The sequence below is a fragment of the Planococcus maritimus genome (assembly GCF_001592825.1).
Classification (GTDB): Bacteria; Bacillota; Bacilli; order Bacillales_A; family Planococcaceae; genus Planococcus; species Planococcus maritimus_C.
On the sequence record NZ_LTZG01000011.1, the window covers coordinates 316,658 to 339,746 of the forward strand.

The following is a 23,089-nucleotide window of genomic DNA, read 5'->3' on the forward strand; positions in this document are numbered from 1 at the left end:
CTGCTCTTGCCATACTATACCATTGAGTTAACTTATTTTATAAATTAGTTAACTCAAAAGGAGAGGGATTATTTTTTATGACACAGTCCAATGCCAAACTAAGAATGATGATCGTCACCGCTTTGTTCGCAGCCATTATCGGCATTCTCGCTCAAGTCACCATCCCGTTGCCGCTTGTGCCGATCACTGGGCAAACTTTGGCGATCGGGCTCGCCGCTACGATTTTAGGGGCCCGTTACGGCACCTTGTCGATTTTGGTCTATCTCGCTATCGGCGCTGCCGGAATTCCGGTATTCGCTCAACTATCCGGCGGCTTGGGCAGTTTGTTCGGGCCGACGGGCGGCTATTTATTCGGCTTTATCCCGACGGCTTTCGTTATTGGCTATTACCTGGAGAAAAGGGGCTTTACGCTTCTGAACGCGGTCATTGCGAACGTCCTTGGCATGTTCGTCGCTTTAAGCTTCGGAACCGTCTGGCTCAAATTGTTCGCCGAACTTTCTTGGACTGGTGCTTTTGTTGGCGGATTTGCGCCATTCATCCTCGTCGGTGTCATCAAAGCGGCGCTCGCTGCCTGGATTGGCATTTCCGTTCGGCAGCGTCTGTCCTCTGCCCGGCTGTTGCCGGCAACTGAAGCAGGAAAACATCCCGCATCGTGAATTTCAGCTAAGTGATGAGACGTGCCTATTTCGGGTGCGTCTTTTTGAAATTTCTTAAAAAGCCTTTTTCCTTTTAAGGTTCGTTTAAGCTTCACGCTGCATACTGGGCTTGTACCAACATTGCCGACGGGCCGATAAACAATCTTGCGGCTCATGCAGCAATGAACCTATCTTAGGAGGAATAAAACATGAAGAAAAAATTATTTGCCTATGCCCTATCCGGAGCCCTGACTTTAGGATCGGTTGGCGGCACGATGGCCTACGCATCCGACTCCTCGACTACTGAGTCTACAGAAACGACGACAGAAAGCGCAGCCGAAAAACGCAGTCATGGGCTCAGCGAACTCGACGAAGCAACACAAGCTGAAGTAAAAGCCATTCAGGACCGCGTCAAGAGCGAGCTTGAAGAACTGGGTGTCGAATTCCCTAAAAAATCGCAGCGACAAAACCCGCTCGACGAACTCGATGAAGCAACCAAAACAGAAGCTGAAGCTATTTTCAGCCAACTAAAAGACGGCTCTTTGACTAAGGAAGAAGCGCAGGAACAATTGAGCGCGCTTGGCATCGAAGCTCCTGAGAAACAACAACGCCATGCGCAGTTTGATGGCCTGGACGAAGCCACTCAAGCCGAAGCGAAAGACATCCTCGAGCAAGTGAAAGACGAAACGCTTACTCGTGAAGAAGCGCAAACCGCTTTGGAAGCACTAGGTGTCAACTTGTCTGAACGATCAGGAGAGCGCGATCTGTTCGCTGAGCTAGACGAAGCCACAGCAGAACAAGCACAAGCCATTGTCGATGAAGCCGAAGCGGAACTTGCTGAACTTGGGGTCGACCGCTCGCTCTTTGGAAAACAACATCACGGCAAAGATCGCGGCCATGGCAAGAAAGGCCCAATGGGTTCTTAATGGCGATGCGTGACGCAACGATTGATCGATAGAAAATATTTTGCAGCTAATCAGCAATGGCGCCGGATTCCCTCCCGGCGCCATTTTTTCGGTTCATCCGTTTACTTCAACGGGGTAGTCGGGTATGTGAGGAGAGTGTATATAAATAGAACCCACGATTCTAAGGAGGAATTCATCATGGCAAACGAAAAAATACTCATTACTGGTGCTGGCACCGGATTCGGCAAAAACATCGCGTTCAGCTTGGCGGAACAAGGCAAATCCGTCATCGCGGGCGTTGAAATCATTTCCCAGGTTTCCGCGTTAGAGCAAGAAGCGAAAGAACGCGGCGTGTCGATGCAAATCGAGAAATTGGACGTTACCAATCCTAAAGACCGTGAAAAAGCCTGGGGCTGGGACATCGATGTTTTAGTTAACAATGCGGCAGTATCTGAAGGCGGATCGCTTGTGGATATCCCAGAAGAAAACTTGCGTCACCAATTCGAGGTCAATCTCTTCGGGCCGACTTTACTGACAAAAGGCTTTGCACGCCAAATGGTCGAAAAACGATCTGGCCGCATCGTCTTCGTCTCTTCTGTTTCCGGCTTGATGGCAGACCCATTGATGGGACCTTATTGCGGAACGAAACACGCGACTGAAGCTTTCGCGGATGCTTTAAGCAAAGAGCTACAGGAATTCAATGTGGAAGTGGCGACCATCAATCCAGGACCTTACCTCACAGGATTCAACGACCGCGAATTTGAAACGTGGAAAAACTGGCAATCCGACGCGGACGATACAGTCTTTGATTACGAAAAAGCCGCTTTCCCGTACGAACAATTCGATCCGAAAGAAGTCACGGAACCGTCGATCAAAGTGATTCTCGGCGAAACGAATCAATACCGCAACGTCATTCCGGAAAAAATGATTCCACAAGTGAAAGAACGCATGGAAAACATGTGGAGCAAAACGACCAACGAAGGCCTGGGCGAGCGCAACGAAACCGTTCAGAAATCCTATGATATCAAACCCGGTACGCCGGCTGAATAAAACATTTAAAACTGCCCAGGGGATCGACCCTCGGGCAGTTTTTTCATGACCATTGAAAAATCGGCGTCTCCATTTTTAGCCGGTCGCCCGGTGCCATTTGGAATCGAAGAAGGCATTCTCTGGATTTTTCTAGAACTAAACGATAGAACGAATAGGAGGACCGTGATCATGAACGACACAGAACTACTTTTACGAAATGATTATTTTTTGGCTTTCGAGAATTTCATTGAAGCCCCCGCCCCTGGACTTGCGCTACGTATTGTTTGCCGCGGCAGCGAGAACGAGACAGATCTATTGCTGAACCTGGACGGAACGGTGGACCGCTGGCAGATCGATTTCCACTCGTACGCTTACTATTCGGCAGCGGCTGAAGATTTCAGCATTGTTCCAGACGCTGAATTTTATGCAGACACTGCCTATCGCATATATGAAAATTCCCCTTTGCTCCGCTATTTGAAGCAATACGCCCATTTGGCATCGCAAGAACAGGCACGCAAGGTCAGCTATCGGCACTTCATGTTTGCCTGCATGGAGCACCAGGTAGAGGTCATCTCCACAAATCCCCCTTCCATTCAGTTGCTCGAACCAAAAAAGAACGTTCGTTGACTTCCCATTAACAGCTAGCGTCCGGCACTCAGCCCGGCTTTTCGCCATTATTCGCCCTCTATGAAAATCGTGTGAAAAATGTGCCATCGCAAAAAAGCCAAAAATTCTGCTACAATCAACGGATAAGTGGATATATCGCCATTAAACTCAAGTGGATTGGAGATTACTCTATGAAAAAAAGGCTGATAAGCGCCTCTCCTCTGACCTTATTTTTGTACGCCGTTTTGCTGTTCAGCTTTTTGGGCTCGGTCTATTTTATCCAGCACAACCACGGATTTTACGACCAGCCGATTGCGAAGATCACCGAAGCAACTGTTGAAGAAACGCAGGAACTGTCGGATATTTACGGCAACGACGATGTGCTGTATACCCAGCATCTTGAAGCTACGGTCCAGAACGGCGAATATAAAAGACGGACCCTCGAGCTCGACAATGAATTCTCTTTATCCGGCGCCAACGATCACGAGTATAAGACTGGACAGGACTTGTTCGTCTTTATCGACAGCGCCTCCGCAGACGAAGCGGCATTATCAGGCACGATTGATAATGTAAAACGCGATCAATACGTCCTGGCGATTACTTGGATCTTTGTCTTGGTGCTATTGGTCATCGGCAAGAAACAAGGCTTCTACTCCATCGTCAGCTTGGCGCTCAACGCCGTGATTTTGTCCTATGCACTGGACATTTACATCCGCACAGAGAACGCCAATTTGCTGTTGATCGCGAGTGTCAGTGTGTTCTTGTTCACGGTCACTTCGCTCCTGCTCGTCAATGGCTTGAATGAAAAAACCTACGCGGCGATCGTTTCGACAATGCTCGGCGTGTTTGCTGCTTTATTGCTTGCGGCTTTCGCGATTTGGACATCCGGCGGCAATGGCTTGAATTACGAGGAGATGCAATTTCTCTCGCGGCCGTACGAAGTCGTCTTCATGGCTGGCTTGTTCATCGGTTCGCTTGGTGCGGTGATGGATGTCGGCATCACGATGTCGGCGTCGATTTTCACGCTTTATGAGAAAAACCCGGACATTTCCATTGAAGCGATGAAAACATCCGGTATCGAAATCGGCAAAGACATCATGGGCACGATGGCGAATATTTTGTTTTTCGTCTATATTAGCGGCTCGATTCCGATGCTGCTGCTGTACTTGTCGAACGGGGCGACGTGGCCGTTTTCTTTCTCGATCACTTTGTCGCTCGAAATCGCCCGTGCGCTTGCGGGTGGGTTGGGCATCGTCTTGACCATTCCGATCGGCATCTTCACGTCCATTTTCTTCATTAAGAGAAAGAGGGCTGCCCAATGAATGTACTGGTTATTTTAGCGGTCATGCTGTGCATGGCGATGGTGATGATTGGCGGGAAAACAGGCGCGATTTCGTTTCTCAGCCTATTCCTTAATTTTTTGGTTCTACTCGGTACGGTTTATATGATGAACGATCCCGCCAATGACCCGATTTTATGGGTAATCATCGCTTGCGTCATCATCAGCTGCATTAATTTATTTTTTATCAACGGCATCAACACGACGACACTCGCAGCATTTCTGTCGACCGTCATCACGATGGTCGGGCTCTTGCTGTTTATCTTGTTCATGAGTGATCTAACGATGATCAACGGATTTGGCGAAGAGGAAGTCGACGAACTGAGCTTGCTTTCGCTTTATATCGGCATTAGCTTTGCCGAACTCGCGGCAGTTGTCATCATCATTAGCACAATCGGGGCAATCACCGACATTTCCATCTCGATTACCTCGCCCATGCGCGAAGTGTATCTCCATAACCCTGGCATGAGCCGCCGTGAGCTCGTGCAGGCGGGGTTTGCCATTGGCCGGGATTTGCTCGGCACGAGTACCAACACCTTGTTTTTCGCGTTTTTCGGCAGCTATCTCGGCTTGTTGATTTGGTTTAAAGATTTGTCTTATTCACTCGGCGACATCGTCAATTCGAAAATTTTCGCCGCCGAGATGCTGACCATTCTTTGTGCCGGCATCGGGATTGCCTTGGTCATTCCGATTGCTTCTTGGATTACGGCTTTTCTGCTGGTGCGCAAAAAGTGAACTTGAGCCTTCTATGCCATTTTAAAACCCCTTTGGAAATCTAGTTGATTTCCAAAGGGGTTTTTTGCCTGTCTCATCTAATCGCTACGCCATGCCTTTTACTTTCTTGCCTTGTCCTTTCTTATCGCAATGCTTTCTCGCATGCATGCGTTTTTTGTGCTTGCCGCCTCTTCCCTTATTTTGGCTCGCAGCCATCAAAAACCCGAGACCTGTCATCATGAGTGGAAGCAGCACGATGAGTTCAATTGGCACCAGTGGCCGGTAAACGGTTTTGTCTTCTGTCACTTCGTAAACGCCGAGCGGTTTGACCGAAAAGGAACCGCCTGCCCCTTCCCCGTGACCGCCAGCTGCTTCCTCTTGATGCTCCTGGCCTTCCTCACCCGACACCGGCCCATAGCCACCGCCTGCACCTGCGCCAACACTATACCTGATTTTTGCGACGGGAATGATGGTCTTTCCCTGCATCTCGATTGGGTCGCCGTAGACGAGCGACACATCGCGTGCAGTTGAAAACTTGTCGAAAATCGGGCGTACCGGAGACGATTGAAACGGAAACATTTCTTTTTTCTCCATGCTCTACACTCCTTTTTTGACGATGATTTTTCTGTGGCATTGGCTGCAGAAAAGACAAGCGGCATGCATAGATTCCTGATGGATGGTTCCTCCTATACATTCGCTCTCCCAAATACTAACCCTCTATTTTTTCGCGATGACTTCGATTTTAACGCACGAAAAACGCCCGGATTTTCTCCGGGCGCATTTGTTAAAAAATCCTTCTTTTCCATAAAGAAACAGCGATGACAATCATCAAAATGGCTGACAGGGCCAGTGTTGTAATCCATGAGCCTGGCTCCTGTCCGGAAATCGGCAAGGCTACATTCATGCCGAAAAAGCTGAAAATCAAAGTCGGGAGCGTCAAGAAAACGGTGAACAAGGTCAAAGTTTTCATCGTATTGTTCAATTCATTCGAAATGAGCGAAGAATACGATCCCGTAATGCTGTCCAAGATTCTTGTATACAACTCGGTCGTTTCAATTCCTTGGTTGTTTTCGATTTTCACGTCTTCCAACAAGTCTTCGTCTTCTTCGTATAATTTGATGGAATGGCTGCGGAATAATTTTGTGATTACATCTCCGTTCGCTTTCAGTGAGGTGAGAAAGTAAACCAAGCTTTTTTCAATTTCCATGATGTTGTAGAGTTGTTTGTTCGTTAATGAGTCTTGCAAGTTTCTTTCTATTTTGAGGCGTTGCTTGTTCAGATTCTTCAACTTCATTATGTATTGTGTGGAAATCGCCAGCAACACTTCGAGCGCGAAGCGGTTCTTTAACGACGTATGCACTTGTTTTTTGATGACGTTTTCAATCGTGTTCGTCTTTTGGCTGCAGACGGTGACGATGAAGTCTTCCCCTAAAATAATGCCAATCGGAATCGTAATATAAGAGTTGAGCTGCGGATTGCTGTCATCCGCAATCGGAAGGTCGTTAACGATCAAGGTGCAATTCGTCTCTTCGTCGTATTCAATCCTCGCACTTTCTTCCAAGTCCAGTGGGTCTTCCAAAAATTCAATCGGAATCGTGCATCGCTCCGCTATTTCCCGGATTTCTTCTTTTGACGGTGCCACCATATTGACCCAGCATTTTTTCTCAAATGCCTCAATTTTTTGTAAAGCCCCGCTAGCAGAGGATTTGTAAATGGTAATCATGCGCTGTCCCCTTTCAGTTCTTCTGTAAATGTGGCTCGTGTAGCGATTGATTCTATACACTTCTACTAGTTTACCCAATATGGCTTCAACTCTAACCCGCACCTGCCATTTGGAACATCCCGATAAGCCGACTGGAGCTTGAATGCGGCCAGACAAAAAGCTGTTCGGATTTTCTCCAAACAGCTTGTGTGCATTAAATATGTGCAATGGCTTCAAAAGTGATGGCATGCTGAGCGTTTTTCGGATATTGCCCGTATTCGTAATTGGACGACACGATGATGTCTTCAAAGCCCTGACTGCCGAGTAGTAGCTTAAATTCCTCGACGCCGTACCAGCGCATCGGGAAGCGTTCGAGTTCGGTCTGGACGAGCTTGCCGCCTTGCCATTTTTCGTAGCGGTTGTGCGACACCGAATATTGCTTGATCCAATCCACTTCGACGGTCTTGCTCTCGAGGGTGATGACTTCACCCGCTTTTGTCTGCCAGCTCCGCGTTTTCGGCCGGTCAATCTCGAAGCCTTGCGGAACATACAGATCAACGAGCAAACGCCCACCCGGCGAGAGATGCTTGCGGAAGTTTTTCAAAGCTTTGATCGCCTGTTCGCGTCCCGCCAGCAACTGGAATGTGCCTGCTGGCAAAATGATGGCATCGTATTCAACCTCGATGCGGAAGGTTTCCATATCCGCTTCGAATAATTTCGGATGCAAGCCGCGTTCTTTGCAATGGCCGCGGCAAATATCGAGCATTTCAGATGAACTGTCGAAGCCGTCGATATGCAGGCCGTCTTCTAAGAGCGGTACGAGCAATCGCCCGGTCCCTGCGGCGGGTTCTAAAATGCGCCCTTCATTGCCGGCAAGCCGCTCTTTGTAGAACTCGACATCGCCGAATGATTTACCGATCGGCTTATCGAGGTCGTACACTTCCGCAGACAAGGAACTATAATAGCTAAGCATGACATCCCCTTCTTCCTAAGAAAGTATGAACAACCCGTAAAGCGCCAAGACTAAGTTTGGCAGAGCGAACAGCACAAGGTTTTTCACTTTAGCGTTGCGCGCCTGCTGTGCCCGGCGGCGTTCTGAGCTCGTGTTGAATGATGATTTCACTTGTTTACCCGCTGTGATGGACGAAATGACCGCCCAAACGAGTGCGATGACAGCGACAGCGCCCGCAATTGGGAACAATAGCGACCAGTCATCCGCTAGGAAAGCGATAAGTGCGACAAGGCCTGAGACGGCAAGGCCGAGTAGAAAATGTTTCATAATAGTATTCCTCCTGTATTTCTAGTTTCCTCTTTATTTTACTAAATGAGCAGGGCTGTGGGAAACATTGCGCAAAAAAAGATACGGGAACTTTAGTTGCCGTTTTCAGCACGCCATTCCGATTTCAACATGCCGTAGACGACACTGTCGACGAAGTGATCGTACAGCCATTCGCCATGCCGAATTATGCCTTCTTCTGTAAAGCCAAGGCGCACAGGGATATTGCGGCTTTTGTGATTGCCGGCCGCTGCACGGATTTCGACTTTGTTGAGGCCTCGCTCTGTTAGCGCATAATCCGTCAACGCTGCCGCTACCCTTGTCATGATGCCATTGCCCTGGTATTCGGTGTCGAGCCAATAGCCGATATAAGCCGTTTTTTTTGCTTCATCGATTTCGTTGAAACCGGCGATTCCTGCTATTTCGCCGCGATAGACGATCGCACAATTCAAGCTGTTGCCGAGCGCAAAACTTTCAGCGCCGGACTGGATGAAATCTTTTGTATCCTGTACGGTTTTCGTATGATCGAGCCAAGGCAGCCATTCCCTGAGTGCCAGCCGCGAACGGTCAGTCAATTCAAAGATCCGCTCTGCATCGCTCAGTTCCACTAATTTTAACGCCAACTCTTCATCTACTACATGAACAAACATCCAATATCCCCCTTTTCTTTCTCTCAGCGTAGCATATCCAGCTTCCCGTACGGGTGATAATTTACCGTTTTGCCGAATGAAGGATTTCGTCTTTCTTGTTTAATTTTCTGTCATTTGGGAAATCCAAGAAGTAAGCGATTCATTACAATTCATGCAGGAGGTTTTTACAATGGTAGAACATGCAAAACACGCTGAATTATCCAGTACGCTCCATGACTGCATGGTGGCGTGCAATCATTGCTTTGATGCGTGCCTTAAAGAAGACGATGTAAAAATGATGGCGGAGTGCATCCGGCTCGACCGCGAATGCGCTGACATGTGTGCGTATTTGGCACAAGCCATCGAACGCAACTCGCCATTCGTTTCGCAACTTGCGAAAGTATGTGCGGAGATTTGCGAAGCGTGCGGCAACGAATGCCAAAAACACGACCATGACCATTGCCAAAGATGCGCGGAAGCTTGCTTGAAATGTGCAGAAGCGTGCAGACAAGTGGCATAACAAAAGCGCGTCCGGCGGAGTTGCCGGGCGTTTTTTCATGGGAGAAATGAGGAGACTAGATGACAAAACGCGTATTGGTCGTCGGCGCCGGCATCGGCGGGTTGACGGCCGGATCCTTATTGGCCAAAGAAGGCTATGACGTAACCGTGCTCGAAGCTGCGGCAGAACTCGGTGGCTGCGCCGGAAAATACCAGCGCAAGCCGTATTTATTTCCAGTTGGCGCAACACTTGGGATGGGGCTTGAACCCGGCGGCATTCACGAACGCGTCTTCCGCCATCTCGAAAAACCGATGAACCTCGAACCGCTCGAACGCGTGATGGAAATGGTCCATCCGGCGGGGACGTTCGTTTTTCATAAAGACCGCAGAAGGCATGTGCGGGAACTTGCCGCACAATTTCCAGAACACCGAACCAAAATCTTGTCGTTCTATGCGGAATTGTACAGAACAGCGCGCATTACCCGCACCTTGATGGGACCGCTTCCCGCATTGCCTCCTGCTAATGCGCGGGAATGGGGAGCGCTTACGAAAGCTTTGCGTCCTGTCCATGTGCAGCTGCTGCCCAAATTCAAGATGACGCTCGGTCAAGTGTTGAAAAAGCATGGCCTCCACGAACTCGATGCGTTTCGTCATGTACTCGATGGTTTGTTGATCGACAGCATGCAGACGACGACAGAAGAGGTTTCGTATTTGCTCGCGGCGGTAGCGCTCGACATCTACCACGAGGGTGCGTATTACGTTCCAGGCGGCCTGTATCGTTTCGCAGAAGTGATGGCCGACAGCATTAAAGAAAACGGCGGCCAGGTAAAAAAGCCCCGTACTGTGCAGACGCTTGAACACCAAAATGGCGTCTGGCATGCCAGCGACCAGCGGGGCAATACCTATGAAGCAGATGCTGTCGTCTTCAATGCGCCGATTCAGTTATTGACCGAGTTATTGCCGGTCGATTATCATCACCGCTTGAAACGCCCTTTGCAAGATGGCATCGAAACCGAAACCTGGACGACTTTGACTTTGTACTTGGCGATCGATGCGGGAAAACTCACCGAGCCGCTTCCGGAATTCCGCCAGCTTTCGAGCGGTGCGGCCATGGACGAAGGGCATCATTTCTTCATGTCGGCTTCGCGCCCGGATGACCGGTTGCGCGCACCTGAAGGTTTCCAGACCGTGACCATCTCGACGCACTCCAGACCTCATCACTGGCAGTCGCAAGAAGAGTACGAAGCGATGCGCACCGAGCTTTCAGAGCGCATGCTCGAGTTGATCGAACAGCATATCCCAGGCTTCCGCTCCGCGATCGTCCATTTCGAAAGCGGTGCGCCGTTTGCCTGGCAGCATTATACCGGGCGGCCGAATGGCTATGTGGGCGGCTTCGCGCAAACTTTGGATGCTGCCTTATTCAAGTCCATTTCGCATCATAGCGGCTTGCCGGAACTGTATTTGACCGGCGACCATATCTTTCCGGGCGGCGGCACGATTGGTGTCGCGGCGAGCGGCATCCATTGCGCGCGTTCGATTTCCGGAAAAGCTTTGCTGACCTAAAAAACACCCGCCTTCCAACTCGAAGGCGGGTGTTGTGTGTTATATATCCTGTTTCGGCAAGCGGATGCTGACGTTCGTGCCCTGGCCGATGGTAGAATCGATTGCTAGCGTACCGCCGTGCAATTCGATAATTTCGCGGACAATCGACAGGCCAATGCCAGCCCCGCCGCCTGTCCGGCTACGTCCTTTATCGGCACGATAAAAGCGTTCGGCTATATGTGGCAAATGTTCTTGCGCAATGCCTACTCCTGAATCGATGACTTCAAGCAACGCTTCTCCGTTGGCATCCGATAGCCGAACCAAAATCTCGCCTGCTGGATCGGTATAGGCGATCGCATTATCGAGCAAGTTGATGAGCACTTGCAGGAGCCGGTCGCCATCGCCCTTGATCAATAATTCTTCGTCCAGTTCCGCTCGGACGCGGAGCTTCTTTTTGCGCCATTTCACTTCGGTTTTTCCGGCCGCTTCCCGGACGATTTCAGCCAAAGCGAGCAATTCGCTCTTCAATTGCCCGGTGCCGCCTTCAAGCCTCGTTAAATCGAGCAATTGATTGACGAGCCGCTCCATACGTTCCGATTCGCTGTACACAATCGCGGCGATTTCCGCCTGGTCATCAGCAGGCTGTTGGAGCAGTTCGCTATAGCCTTTAATATAGCTGAGCGGCGTCCGTAATTCGTGCGAGACGTTTTGCAGAAATTCGCGTTTATCGTCGTCTTGCGCTTGGATTGAAGCGGCCATCTTCTCAAATGAACGCGCCAGCTCCCCGACTTCATTATCGGCCGTGACGCCTGTGCTTCCTTCGAAATGTCCTACAGCCATGCGTTCGGCAGAAGCTTCGAGTGCTTCAAGAGGTGCGGTGTAGTCGATTTGAATTTGCCGACGGATCAGCAATAACACACCGAGCGCCAAGATCCCCGCTGTTAGGAGCACCGGCAAAACATTGAGGAACGCCTGCAATAAATCGGATACCGGCCGGTAAACCAGCGCAACGGCCGTCAATTCACTGCCAGTGAGCACCGGTACCGCAGCACCGATCAAATCCGAACCGAGGTAGGCATTCTGGCGTTCGATGATGACCGTCTCTCCTTGTGACAAACGCTCGCGCTCCCTGAATGTGATGACGACATCTTCTTCAGGCGCCTGCAGCGGCAATGCCGAGCCGAGCACCATCGGATCGTCAACGGTCACCGCATCCAATCCCGCTTCATCCAAAAATGAATGGATGGCATCAAGCGATTGCCCGTCGTTTTGATAGGTATTTGCCAATGCCTCCGCCATCTCCACGAGTTGTGTGCGTTCGCTATCGACATAGACTGCCTCGTATACCGAAATCGCTGCAAAGGCCAAAAGCGCAAGACCCGCAGCACTAATGCCGGCGAACAACCACCATAGTTTCGCATTGATGCCCGTCATTCCGCCACCACCTTATAGCCGAGGCCCCACACCGTCTCGATCGCAGAACCGGCATCGCCGAGCTTGATGCGTAAAGTCTTGATGTGGGTGTCCACGGTGCGTGTCGTGACATTCAAGGCTTGCTCGCCCCATAACTTTTCCATCAATTGCTCGCGTGAGAATACTTGCCCGGTATGCGCCAAAAATAAGGCCAATAAATCAAATTCCTTGCGGGTGAGCGTGACCCCCTTGCCATCCGCCGTCACTTGGCGCATGGCTTCATTCAATTCAATGCGGCCATTGCTCAGAACCGGCTCCGGTTTAAAAGACGCCCCTTTTGTGCGCCTCAAAATCGCTTCGATGCGCGCGAGCAATTCGCCGCGGCTGAACGGCTTGATCAAATAATCATCGGCGCCGGCACGCAGCCCTTTGATTTTATCGGCTTCGCTGCCGGCAATCGCCGTCAGCATCAAAATCGGCACCTCCGAAAACTCCCTCACCCGTCGGCATATCGTAAAGCCGTCCTGCCCGGCCATCATGATATCCAAAATGACAAAGTCGACAGTCTCTGATCGGATTTTCTCGATGCCCAATTCGCCAGTCGGCGCCTGTAAGACCGAATAACCGGCATCCTTTAATGTCCGTGAAAGCAAATCGCGCATCGTCTGTTCATCGTCGATTACGAGAATGTTCATCGCTGTGCCTCCCTTACAGCCAGTGCGTGCGGACCCGAGGATACAGGGATTTCGGATAGCTTTTCGAAGTCATCCGTATCGATGACCGTGATGATGTCGCCGTCAAGACTGCTGATGTATAAGCGGCTGTCGGAGAGCGCGCCATAATACGGATTGCCCGCGACAGAAAGCCTGCCTTGTTCTTCAAGATCCTCATCGAGCGCGACGACTTCGTGCGAACCGTGGTTCAAAACGTAAAAGGCATCTTCGCCTGACAGCACGTCAATCGGCATCAAGCCGACTTCGATGCGCTCCGTTATTTTTTCATCTGCCAGCGAATAACGGACCACTTCCCGGTTCAATTCACCGTTCGGACCATGCCCGCCAACCAATAATTGGCCATCCGTATAGGCGATTCCGTTTGGCCGGTCGATGATGTGGTGGCTCTCCGTGATGTCCAATGTTTTCGGATCCAATGCTTGCACGCTGTGGCCGTAGACATTCGCGACAAAGATTTGGCCATCTCCGTACGCCAAGCTTTGCGGATGTTCATCCGTTTCGGCTATTGCTTCGACCGCAAATGGCTCGACTGAAATTCTCGACACGCGGTCTTCTGTCGCGTGCGCCGCGTACAACTCGCCGTCCACTTCTAAAAGTTTCGAAATGCCCAGGCCGACTTCTCCTATGGCTTCAAGCGCTTGCGTCTCGAAATCGAATGCGTACAATTGCTCTTCTTCTACTGACGACAACACGAGCCGACCGTTGACCATCGCCATGTCCGACGCGATAAACGGCAATTCCAATTCCCCGATGATGTCTTCAGAATCTGCATCGATAATCGTTAACAGCGGCTGCTTTAAATGCGCCACGACAATCAGCTCTCCCCCGTCATCCGGAAACACATATAATTCTTTCTCCGTACAGCCCGCAAGCAATGCCACCAGCAACAGCCCGGCGATCCAACGCTTCATAATCCCTCACCCTTTTTCAATTGCTGATGAAAGTATACACCGAAATTGTGAAATCCATTTGAAATCCGTCCTGTAGACAGTAAAAAACCGGAAGGCACGCCTTCCGGTTTAAGCATTATTGCTGCACTTGCCCCGCATTTAACATTTGTGTCCAGTTGTCACCAGCGTCCTGTGTCATCCAAGCATGGCCTTTGGCTGTATAAATCGCCAGCTGCTCCGGCTTTTTTGGATACTGCGCGATGTAAACAACGCCGTCTTCAGTCATGTCCGGCAAGGAAATTTCCTGCTCATCCCCTGACAGGTCACGTTTCACGAGTTTCGCGTCTTCACTATATGTGCCGTAATAAAGTGCGTCTTCACTGAAAAATGCGGCGGTCCCGAGTTCGTCTTCTGTGATGCGTGAAAAACTCTCGCCGCCGTCTTCCGACCAAAAAATTCCCTGGTTCGATGCCGCGGCGATCATCATCGAATCATCGGGATGCATCGCGAGATAGGCTACTTTCCCGTCTAAACCTTCTGCCGCTGTCTGTTGCCAGGTTTTTCCCGCATCGTCGCTCCGATGGAAGCCGGCAGCCAGTTTGGAATTCGGCTGCGGATTGAAAACGAACAAATTGTTATTGTTGTAAGAAACGGCCATTTCATGGAAATCTGTTTCTCCTTCAAATCCAAGATCTTCGAAAGTTTCGCCTCCGTCGTCACTGCGTTTGATGCCGAGCGGGTTTTTCATGCCGGATTGCATGTCAGGATGTCCTGACGAAACAAAACCGGTTGAGGTCGCGTTAAAACCCATAAAATCATGGTATTGGTCTTCGATTTCTGTCCATTCACCACCGCGGTATACTTTTAAGCCTTCATGTGATGCGAAATACAAGCCACCGTTTTCTTCGATATAGCCCATGCCATGTACATGATCCATGGTACCGTCGAACGGCACTTCTAGCTCCATTGCTTCACTGTCCACAGCTGTTTGTATTTCTGTTTGTTCGGTGGATTCTGCTGACTCTGGTGTCTCTTCAGATGTCTCTTGGCTCGTTTCTGCACCACATGCTGAAATGAGTAGCCCAGCTGCCATGACCGGCCATATCCAAGTTTTTTTCATCGCTCGATCTTCCTCTCTCATATATTATTTCTATCCTTTCACGGCCCATGTGAAAGGTCAACTAATTGAGCAGAATGATGCAGTACTGTCACAACTTCACCGCCGATTCCTGACGCCCATTGTCCATCGCCAATACATCGTTTAGCACAAGTTCTCTTAACATCCACATCTGTCTTTACGTTTCAAGACAGCGATACAGGGAATACAATTGGGTAAAAATAATTTCATGAAAGGAGCTGGATCTTTATGAGAGAACTGATTGGATTGCTGAAATTTGGATCTCAATCCGCTTTATGGGCCGCCATTATCAATACCGTTGTCGCCATCATCAAAACGGCTGCCTATCTTATCACGGGAAATGTCGCGATGTTTGCCGAAATGATGCACAGTTTCGGTGATGCCGCGAACCAATTCTTTGTTTTCATCGGTTCCGCGCTCAGCAAAAAAGAGCCAACAGAACGGTTTCCAGGCGGCTTCGGACGTTTGGTAAACCTTGTGTTGCTAGGGGCTGTCCTAGTCGTTGGGGTACTGGCCTATGAAACGATTGTCGAAGGGATTCACCATATTTCCAATGCGGTACATAGCGAGGATTGGTTCTGGTTGAATATTGGCGTACTGGGCACGGCGGCCATTCTTGAAGCATTTGTCCTCTACAAAGCGATGAAAGAAATCACGGAACATTTGCCGAAAGAACAGATCAGCGGCTTTAAGATCATTCCGATGAGCTATAAGCACGTCAAAGAAGCAAAACCAGCCACTAAGCTGGTGTTCCTGGAAGATAACGTAGCGGTTGGAGGTGCCTTATTGGCGCTAGTGGCGATTGTCATTTCCACTTATACGCCGTTCCACAGCGCTACCGGCTATGCCTCCATTATTATCGGGGTTTCACTCGTGATCGTCGTTGGCCGCATTTTCCTGGATAATGCAGCCGGCGTACTCGGTGTGGCAGATCTTGATTTACAGGCACGCATTGGCACGAAACTCATGGAACATCCACACATTCAGGATATTCAGGATCTCCATGCCATTAAAGAAGGAGATAGCCTTCACATCGAACTTCGCGTCGAAGTCGATTCAGCGATGACCATTGAAGAAGCAGACGATATCCGGGATTATATCGAAGAAAAACTAAAAGAAAACATAAAAAATGTGACAGACGTCATTATCGAGTTTGATGAAGACGATGGCAAAGCCACGTGGACTAAGCCGCAGGAAAGATAAGGTCGACCTACGGGAGACATTATCTTTGCGAAAATAATGCGCAGCATTATTGAGCAGAAGGGTTTGTGAGCGAACGCTTCTCCAAATACTTAGAGAGGTCAATAATTGTAGGATATAAAAAAGGTTCTCTCTTTCATAATTGAGAGTGCACTATGGACTTCTTCAACACTCTGAAAAGCCGCCAGGAAAATTCCTGGCGGCTTTCTTTTGGGACATAATTTCCTACAGTCAATTCAACTCAAATGCATCCGCTAATAGCCGGATGGTGTTCATGCGCGCTTGATGCCCCGCGATATTCGGGATGATGGTGATTTCGTCAGCTCCGAATTGATCGGCCACCGCTTCAATCTGCTGCTTGACTTGTTCGGCTGTGCCGATGAGCATGCGGCTGCGGTTGCGCTCGACGCGTTCTTGTTCCGCTGCACTGAGACGCCGCTTCTCAGCGGTTTCAACCGACGGGTAATACGGCGGCTGGAAATCCGATTCGACAAACAAGAGCCACAAATCAAATGCTTTGGCGAGCTGTTCCGCTTGCTCTTCCGTCTCGCCGACAATGGCGAAAACAGCTAAGGCGACATGCGGCTGTTCGCGCAACTGGGACGGGACAAAGCTTTCCCGGTAGCGTTTGATCGCCTCAATGCCCGCTTGTTCCGGGCGCGCAAAATGGGCATAGGCATAAGCCATCCCCCGTTCCGCCGCAAGTTTCGCTGATCCTTCGCCCGTGCCGAGCAGCCATAATTCTGGCGCAGTTTCGGTGATCGGCGTCGCTGTTAGCTTTTGGAAACGGTGTTCATTGTCGACTTCATCGGTAAAGTATTTCTCCAAATCGATCAGCTGCTGGGCGTAAGGAACGCGCTTGCCTTTGGACTCATTGAGCGCTTGGTTGACGAGCCGAAAACTCGGCGAGCGCCCAATGCCAAGGTCGATCCGGTCCGGGTGCAGCGCTTCGAGCATGCGAAAGTTCTCCGCCACTTTATAAGCGCTGTAATGCGGCAACATGACCCCGCCTGACCCGATGCGGATGCGTTCAGTGAGCGTCGCTAAATGCATCATGAGCATTTCCGGCGAGCTGCCTGCGACTGAAAACACTTGATGGTGTTCTGCGACCCAGTAGCGTTTAAAACCGGAACGGTCGGCGAGTTTTGCCAGTTCTGCCGTTGAACGGAGCGCGGAAGCTGCCGTTTCGCCTTCATCAATCGGCGAGTAATCTAAAATATTCAAGACGGTCATCCGTCCGCACCTCCTTTAACTCTCTATCCTCCATCATACCACTTGAGCCCTTAGAAAAAACGGCCCACTGATTTCATGTTGATTTTCAGATTATTGAAGAAGGAGTGACTACTTATACTCATTACATAGCAGGTACCCTTACAGACTCGAACATCAATGACAAGGCCAAGTGGCTTGGAGAAGTGTCTGCCCGTAAAACCTTCTGCTCAATAATGCTGCCCATTACTTCGGAAAGCCACATTGACGTTAATTATCCAATTCAAAAAACGGAGCCATGGTTTCCCTGGCTCCGTTCTCTTTATTCTACATTGAAATAACGGGCGTCCGGGTGGGCGAAGACGATGGCTGATACCGATGCTTCCGGGTCCATCATGAATTCTTCTGTCAAGTGCACACCGATGTCTTCCGGTTTGATGAGGCCAAACAGTTTGGCCTGGTCTTCCAGATTCGGGCAAGCCGGGTAGCCGAACGAAAAACGCTGGCCTTGGTATTTTGCCGCGAACCGGTCGCGCATCGAGAAGTCGGTCGCATCGGGGAAGCCCCATTGGTCGCGGATTTCCTGGTGCAGGCGTTCGGCGAATCCTTCTGCCAACTCCAAAGCCGTTGCCTGCAGCGCATGGCTTTCGAGAAATTTCCCTGCTTCTTTCAAACGCGTTGCTTCCGCACGTACGCCGTGCCCTGCCGTTACTTGCATGAACGCGACATAATCCATTTCGCCGCTCTCGGTTGATTTCAAGTAATCGGCGAGACAGAGAAACGGCGCTTTCGTTTGGCGCGGGAAGGTGAAGCGTTCAATTTCCGTTTTGGCGTCTTTTGGGTCGTAAATGATGACATCGTCGCCGTCTGATTGTGCCGGGAAAAACTGATACATCCCCGCTGGCTTCAAAATTCCTGACTGGAGAAACTTCGTCGCGAGCTCGTGCAATTCTACGGCCCGCGTGTCGCCTTGCTGCAAGAGTTTGTCGCTATAGCCGCGCAAACCTAAGTGGTGGCCGATCAATGTGCGCATATTGACGTATGGGTACAGATGCGCCACCGAATAATCTTTCAGCACATGGCGCCGCAAATCGTTCGGCACGTAAACAGGCGCATCTTCGCGAACGGTCTTGACCGGCTTTTCCAAAATGGCGACAGCGCCTTTTTCGGCACGCGCCGCATCTTGCGCTTGGCGTTTTTCCTGTTGGGCGCCAAGTTCTTCGAGCAGGACCGCTTTTCCGGCGCCGCTTTGCAGTCGGTTCGCGAGGTCCAGCCCTTGCATGGCGTCTTTTGCGTAAATGACCGGCCCGTTGTATTCCGCGGCGATTTTCGTTTCGGTAAAGCGTCGGGACAAAGCCGCACCTCCGACTAAAATCGGCACATCAATATCGGCTTCACGGAAATCCTGCGCTGTCAGCACCATTTGCTTGGCAGATTTCACGAGCAAGCCTGACAAGCCAATGATGTCCGGCTGTTCTTTACGAATCACTTCGATGAGTGCGGCGGGTGTCACTTTGATGCCGATGTCGATTACTTTAAAGCCGTTGTTCGACAAGATGATGTCGACCAGGTTTTTGCCGATGTCGTGAACGTCGCCTTTGACGGTCGCAAGGATGACTTTGCCTTTCCCGCTATCATCCGCTTTCTTTTCCATAAAGCCTTCGAGATACGATACCGCCGCTTTCATGACGCCTGCACTTTGCAGCACTTCCGCAACGATCAATTGATTGTCGTTGAACAAGCGGCCGACTTCAGCCATGCCTTCCATAAGCGGCCCATTGATAATCTCGAGCGGATCTTCGTACGACTCCCGTGCTTTATCAAGATCCGGGATAAGCCCTTCCTTTGTGCCTTCTAAAATATAGTAAGCGAGGCGCTCCGGCACGGTGTCTGGAATATCGTCCTCGGTTTTTTCCTTTTTCTTGTCGCGGTAAAAATCCGTGAAGTCCGCCAAGTTTTGATCGGTCGTCTCGAATAATAACTCTTCCGCCATCTTCACTTCTTCTTTTGGAATCGACGCAAAGCGCTCGAGCTTTTCGGTATTAACGATGGCATAATCAAGTCCTGCTTGCGTGCAATGGTAGAGATAAACGGCATTTAGCACTTCACGGCCGACCGGTGGCAAACCGAATGATACGTTCGATACTCCGAGAATCGTTAAGGCGCGCGGCAACTTTTCCTTAATCAAACGGATGCCTTCGACTGTTTCGAGTGCCGAGCCGATGTACTGCTCATCACCCGTTCCAACCGGGAACACGAGCGGATCGAAAATAATGTCTTCCGGGGCGATTCCCCATTTTTCCGTGAGCAATTGATACGAGCGTTCCGCAATTTCAAGTTTGCGCTCGCGCGTGACCGCCATGCCGACTTCGTCAATGGTGCCGACGACGACCGATGCACCGTATTTTTTCACAAGCGGCATAACCGCATCAAAACGTTCTTCGCCGTCTTCCAAATTGATCGAGTTGATAATCGCTTTGCCTTGGGAAAATTTCAGCGACGCTTCGATGACCTCTTCATCCGTAGAATCGATGACAAGCGGCACTTTTACTTTTTTGACGACTTCTTGCATGAACGCCGCCATGTCTTCAAGTTCGTCGCGGTCCGGGTTGGCCAGGCAAATATCGATGACATGCGCCCCGTTCTTCACTTGCGCACGCGCAATTTCCGCCGCTTCTTCGAACTTCCCTTCAATAATGAGCCGCTTGAATTTGCGCGAACCGATCACATTCGTGCGTTCGCCGACAAATAATGGGCGCATCGATTCATCGTATTCAAGCACTTCAATTCCCGAAATGACATGTCCATGACTCGTGTCTTTGCGCTCGCGCGGCGCGAGCCCATCGACCGCTTCACGCACTGCCGCAATATGCGCAGGCGTCGTGCCACAACAGCCGCCGACGACATTGAGCCAGCCTTTTTCAGCAAAGCCGCGCAGTTTTTTCGACAAGGATTCCGGCGTCTCGTGGTAATGCCCTTCCTCATCCGGCAGCCCAGCGTTCGGGTAACAGCTGACAAAACCTGTCGATAATTCCGATAGTGAACGCAAATGATCGGTCATGAACTCCGGCCCTGTCGCACAGTTCAATCCGACCGACAACGGCTTGATGTGTTCGATCGACACATAAAACGCTTCAATCGTCTGTCCGGCAAGTGTCGTGCCCATCGGTTCAATGGTCCCTGAAATCATCACCGGTAATTCCACGCCGGTTTCTTCAAAGGCATCATGTATCGCAATGGTCGCCGCTTTGACGTTTAGCATATCTTGGCTTGTCTCCAAAAGCAGAAGATCCGCGCCCCCTTCAATCAAGGCTTTCGCCTGCACTTGAAAATCGGCTTTTAATGCGTCGAATGTGATGCCGCCTGTCACCGACAAGGTTTTCGTCGTCGGCCCAAGCGCCCCCGCCACAAAGCGTGGCCATTCCGGCGTCGAGTATTTCGCTTGGCTTTTTTTCGCGATTTCGACCGCTTTTTGATTGATTTCCGCTGCCCGATGGCCGAGCCCATACTCATCCAAGACGACCGGCGTGCCGCCGAATGTGTTTGTGCAAATGATGTCTGCGCCCGCTTCTAAATACGCATCGTGCACCCCTTCTAAGACATCGGGGCGGACGATATTCAAGTACTCATTGCAGCCATCGTATTGCTCTCCACCGAAATCTTCTGCGGACAAATCCGCATTTTGAATCATCGTGCCCATCGCGCCGTCTATGACCAAGATGCGTTTTTCCAGTTGCTGTTCAATTACATGTTTAGGCATATGCACGATCGCTCGCTTTCTCTAAATCTAATTGTCGGATATAGCGGATCAATTCCACTGTCATGTCATAACGCACAAATGGCGTGATCAAATAAATGCCGTGGAACAATTCCGCTGCCGTATCGATTAATTCTTTCGCAATTTGAATGCCTTCTGCCGTCGCTTTCTCTTTATCATCGCCGCAAGCACGCATGCGAACCAGTGCCTCTTCCGACAATTTGATGCCGGGCACTTCGTTGTGTAGAAAATCGGCGCTGCGGATGCTCGTCAGCGGCATGACTCCGAGGAAAATCGGTGTTTCGAGATGCTTTGTCGCCTCATGGATTTCGATGATTTTCTCTTTCGTATAGACCGGTTGTGAAATGAAATAATCCGCCCCGGCTTCAATTTTCTTCTCAAGCCTCGCGACTGCACGCTCGACGACACGGACGTTCGGATTGAATGCCGCGGCGACCGAGAAATTCGCTTTTTTCCGCAACGGTTTGCCGGAAAATGAAATGCCTTCGTTGAGCTTTTTGATAAGTTGGATCAATTCCAGGCTCGACACGTCATAAACGCTCGTCGCTCCCGGGAAATCGCCGACTTTGGTCGGATCTCCCGTAACGGCGAGTATATCGTGGATGCCCAGTGCGTCGAGCCCCATTAAATGCGATTGCAGGCCGATCAAATTGCGGTCGCGGCACGTAATATGCGCAAGAGGTCTGACATCTTGCTGATGCTTGAGGATCGAGCCCATCGCCATATTGCTGATACGCGGCGAGGCGAGTGAATTATCGGCCATCGTGATGGCATCGATGCCTTCTGCGTCCAATGCTTTAGACCCTTCGAGAAATTTATCGATTTCCAAATGGCGTGGTGTATCCAACTCGACGATGATCGTTCGCTCGGTTTTCGCTTTTTCATGTAAAGGCTTGTCCTTTAAAGCTTCTGCTTCGCGAATGACAATCGGCTTTTTCTCTTCGACTTTCTTTTCAGTGATCGGCTGCAAGTGACCGATGCGTTTTTTGACCGCTTCGACATGTTTCGGCGTCGTGCCGCAACAACCGCCGATGAGTCTCACGCCTTCTTCTCGCAACAGCAGCGCCGCTCGGCCGAAATAATCGGCTTCTGATTCGTAGACAATGCGCCCGTCTTCGATATCGAGGAGTGAGGCGTTCGGATAAGCGGATAAAAATGCTTTTTCCGGCAGTTCAACGCCTTCGAATGCCTGGATGGTGTGATGCGGGCCGAGGCGACAGTTGACGCCGACAATTTCTGCGCCCAGTGCGTCAAGACGTCTTAATCCTTCGTTCAAGCTCATGCCATTTTGCAAAATGCCCGGTTCGTGCATCGACAACTGGGCGATGAGCGGCGCGTCGGTCAATTTCTTTAAATGGGTAACGGTCGCTGCGAGTTCCTCGAAATCATAATACGTCTCGAGCAATAAACCGTCCGGGTCGCCGGATAACAGGTGCTGCGCTTGCTGGTCGACCATGGCGACGATTTCGTCTAATGTCGCATCGCTTTGGCGGATGCCGCGAATGCCGCCGATCGTACCGAGCACAAACTGCCCGCCGTCTTTTGCAGCTTTATTGGCGATGGCGATTGCTGCTTTATTGATCGCCTTTACCTGATCTTCTAGCCCGTAGCGCGCTAGTTTATGGGCGTTTGCCCCGTATGTGTTCGTTTGGATAATGTCCGCCCCGGCTGCGATATAGTCGCGGTGGATTTTCTCGATCACTTCCGGGCGCTGGATATTCAATTCCTCGTTGCAATATTCGATGCCGTACGAGTACAGCAGTGTCCCCATGGCCCCATCTGCCGTCAGCATCCGTTTGTTCAGTTCGTCTAATAACATGATTCGTCCTCCTCCATCTCGTTTACCATGCAG

The 23,089-nt window shown here is 50.5% G+C and carries 21 protein-coding genes; 9 read left to right on the plus strand and 12 right to left on the minus strand.

Going from position 1 to position 23,089, the window contains the following annotated elements; all coding sequences use genetic code 11:
• The first annotated feature begins 77 nt into the window (after nt 1-77).
• The 6 genes from AY633_RS10085 to AY633_RS10110 all read left to right on the plus strand — a co-directional run bounded on the left by AY633_RS10085 (nt 78) and on the right by AY633_RS10110 (nt 5,249).
• On the plus strand, nt 78-656 hold the full coding sequence (locus AY633_RS10085) for a biotin transporter BioY (protein ID WP_068488244.1): 579 nt from the start codon (nt 78-80) through the stop codon (nt 654-656).
• Nucleotides 657-844: 188 nt separating this feature from the next.
• The gene (locus AY633_RS10090; protein WP_068488245.1) at nt 845-1,561 is read left to right on the plus strand and encodes a hypothetical protein; all 717 of its coding nucleotides are present in this window, start codon (nt 845-847) and stop codon (nt 1,559-1,561) included.
• A 177-nt stretch (nt 1,562-1,738) separates the two neighbouring features.
• A complete protein-coding gene (locus tag AY633_RS10095; RefSeq protein ID WP_068488246.1) occupies nt 1,739-2,590 on the plus strand; it encodes an SDR family oxidoreductase in 852 nt (283 codons plus the stop codon).
• A gap of 45 nt (nt 2,591-2,635) precedes the next feature.
• Nucleotides 2,636-3,196, plus strand: coding sequence for a hypothetical protein (locus AY633_RS10100; protein WP_186008768.1), 561 nt, complete (start codon nt 2,636-2,638; stop codon nt 3,194-3,196).
• Nucleotides 3,197-3,366: 170 nt separating this feature from the next.
• The gene (locus AY633_RS10105) at nt 3,367-4,497 is read left to right on the plus strand and encodes a YibE/F family protein (RefSeq protein ID WP_068488248.1); all 1,131 of its coding nucleotides are present in this window, start codon (nt 3,367-3,369) and stop codon (nt 4,495-4,497) included.
• Nucleotides 4,494-5,249: a YibE/F family protein gene (locus tag AY633_RS10110; protein ID WP_068488249.1), complete on the plus strand. Its 756-nt coding sequence runs from the start codon at nt 4,494-4,496 to the stop codon at nt 5,247-5,249. The genes AY633_RS10105 and AY633_RS10110 overlap by 4 nt, the downstream gene beginning before the upstream one ends.
• 84 nt (nt 5,250-5,333) lie before the next feature.
• Here AY633_RS10110 and AY633_RS10115 read toward each other — a convergent pair whose 3' ends face one another.
• The 5 genes from AY633_RS10115 to AY633_RS10135 form a co-directional block, all read right to left on the minus strand.
• On the minus strand, nt 5,334-5,822 hold the full coding sequence (locus AY633_RS10115; RefSeq protein WP_068488250.1) for a spore germination protein GerW family protein: 489 nt from the start codon (nt 5,820-5,822) through the stop codon (nt 5,334-5,336).
• 190 nt (nt 5,823-6,012) lie between these two features.
• Nucleotides 6,013-6,951: a magnesium transporter CorA family protein gene (locus AY633_RS10120; protein WP_068488251.1), complete on the minus strand. Its 939-nt coding sequence runs from the start codon at nt 6,949-6,951 to the stop codon at nt 6,013-6,015.
• Nucleotides 6,952-7,144: 193 nt separating this feature from the next.
• Nucleotides 7,145-7,903, minus strand: coding sequence for a class I SAM-dependent methyltransferase (locus AY633_RS10125; RefSeq protein ID WP_068488252.1), 759 nt, complete (start codon nt 7,901-7,903; stop codon nt 7,145-7,147).
• Between the two features lie 15 nt (nt 7,904-7,918).
• Nucleotides 7,919-8,209 (minus strand): DUF5316 family protein, encoded by a 291-nt coding sequence (locus AY633_RS10130; RefSeq protein ID WP_068488253.1) that lies wholly within the window; start codon nt 8,207-8,209, stop codon nt 7,919-7,921.
• A gap of 92 nt (nt 8,210-8,301) precedes the next feature.
• Entirely contained in the window at nt 8,302-8,856 is a 555-nt protein-coding gene (locus tag AY633_RS10135) for a GNAT family N-acetyltransferase (RefSeq protein ID WP_068488254.1), read from the minus strand.
• A 169-nt stretch (nt 8,857-9,025) separates the two neighbouring features.
• Between AY633_RS10135 and AY633_RS10140 the strand changes: the two genes are divergently transcribed.
• Nucleotides 9,026-9,355 (plus strand): four-helix bundle copper-binding protein, encoded by a 330-nt coding sequence (locus AY633_RS10140; protein ID WP_068488255.1) that lies wholly within the window; start codon nt 9,026-9,028, stop codon nt 9,353-9,355.
• Between the two features lie 59 nt (nt 9,356-9,414).
• Complete coding sequence (locus AY633_RS10145; protein WP_068488256.1) at nt 9,415-10,896, plus strand: phytoene desaturase family protein; 1,482 nt, start codon at nt 9,415-9,417, stop codon at nt 10,894-10,896.
• Between the two features lie 39 nt (nt 10,897-10,935).
• On the opposite strand, the gene AY633_RS10150 is transcribed toward AY633_RS10145, so the two are convergent.
• From AY633_RS10150 to AY633_RS10165, 4 genes are all read right to left on the minus strand, one after another.
• The gene (locus tag AY633_RS10150) at nt 10,936-12,309 is read right to left on the minus strand and encodes a sensor histidine kinase (RefSeq protein ID WP_068488257.1); all 1,374 of its coding nucleotides are present in this window, start codon (nt 12,307-12,309) and stop codon (nt 10,936-10,938) included.
• A complete protein-coding gene (locus AY633_RS10155) occupies nt 12,306-12,977 on the minus strand; it encodes a response regulator transcription factor (RefSeq protein WP_171900947.1) in 672 nt (223 codons plus the stop codon). Before AY633_RS10155 ends, AY633_RS10150 begins: the two co-directional genes overlap by 4 nt.
• Before the next feature lie 2 nt (nt 12,978-12,979).
• A complete protein-coding gene (locus tag AY633_RS10160; RefSeq protein ID WP_068488259.1) occupies nt 12,980-13,933 on the minus strand; it encodes a YncE family protein in 954 nt (317 codons plus the stop codon).
• A gap of 115 nt (nt 13,934-14,048) precedes the next feature.
• Nucleotides 14,049-15,032 (minus strand): F510_1955 family glycosylhydrolase, encoded by a 984-nt coding sequence (locus AY633_RS10165; RefSeq protein ID WP_068488260.1) that lies wholly within the window; start codon nt 15,030-15,032, stop codon nt 14,049-14,051.
• A 246-nt stretch (nt 15,033-15,278) separates the two neighbouring features.
• Here AY633_RS10165 and AY633_RS10170 point away from each other — a divergent pair, with 246 nt between their 5' ends.
• The gene (locus tag AY633_RS10170) at nt 15,279-16,253 is read left to right on the plus strand and encodes a cation diffusion facilitator family transporter (RefSeq protein ID WP_068488261.1); all 975 of its coding nucleotides are present in this window, start codon (nt 15,279-15,281) and stop codon (nt 16,251-16,253) included.
• A gap of 228 nt (nt 16,254-16,481) precedes the next feature.
• Here AY633_RS10170 and AY633_RS10175 read toward each other — a convergent pair whose 3' ends face one another.
• From AY633_RS10175 to AY633_RS10185, 3 genes are all read right to left on the minus strand, one after another.
• Nucleotides 16,482-17,483, minus strand: coding sequence for an LLM class flavin-dependent oxidoreductase (locus AY633_RS10175; RefSeq protein ID WP_068488262.1), 1,002 nt, complete (start codon nt 17,481-17,483; stop codon nt 16,482-16,484).
• Between the two features lie 298 nt (nt 17,484-17,781).
• Entirely contained in the window at nt 17,782-21,219 is a 3,438-nt protein-coding gene (gene metH, locus AY633_RS10180; protein ID WP_068488312.1) for a methionine synthase, read from the minus strand.
• The gene (locus AY633_RS10185) at nt 21,212-23,059 is read right to left on the minus strand and encodes a bifunctional homocysteine S-methyltransferase/methylenetetrahydrofolate reductase (protein WP_068488311.1); all 1,848 of its coding nucleotides are present in this window, start codon (nt 23,057-23,059) and stop codon (nt 21,212-21,214) included. The genes metH and AY633_RS10185 overlap by 8 nt, the downstream gene beginning before the upstream one ends.
• Nucleotides 23,060-23,089 lie beyond the last annotated feature (30 nt).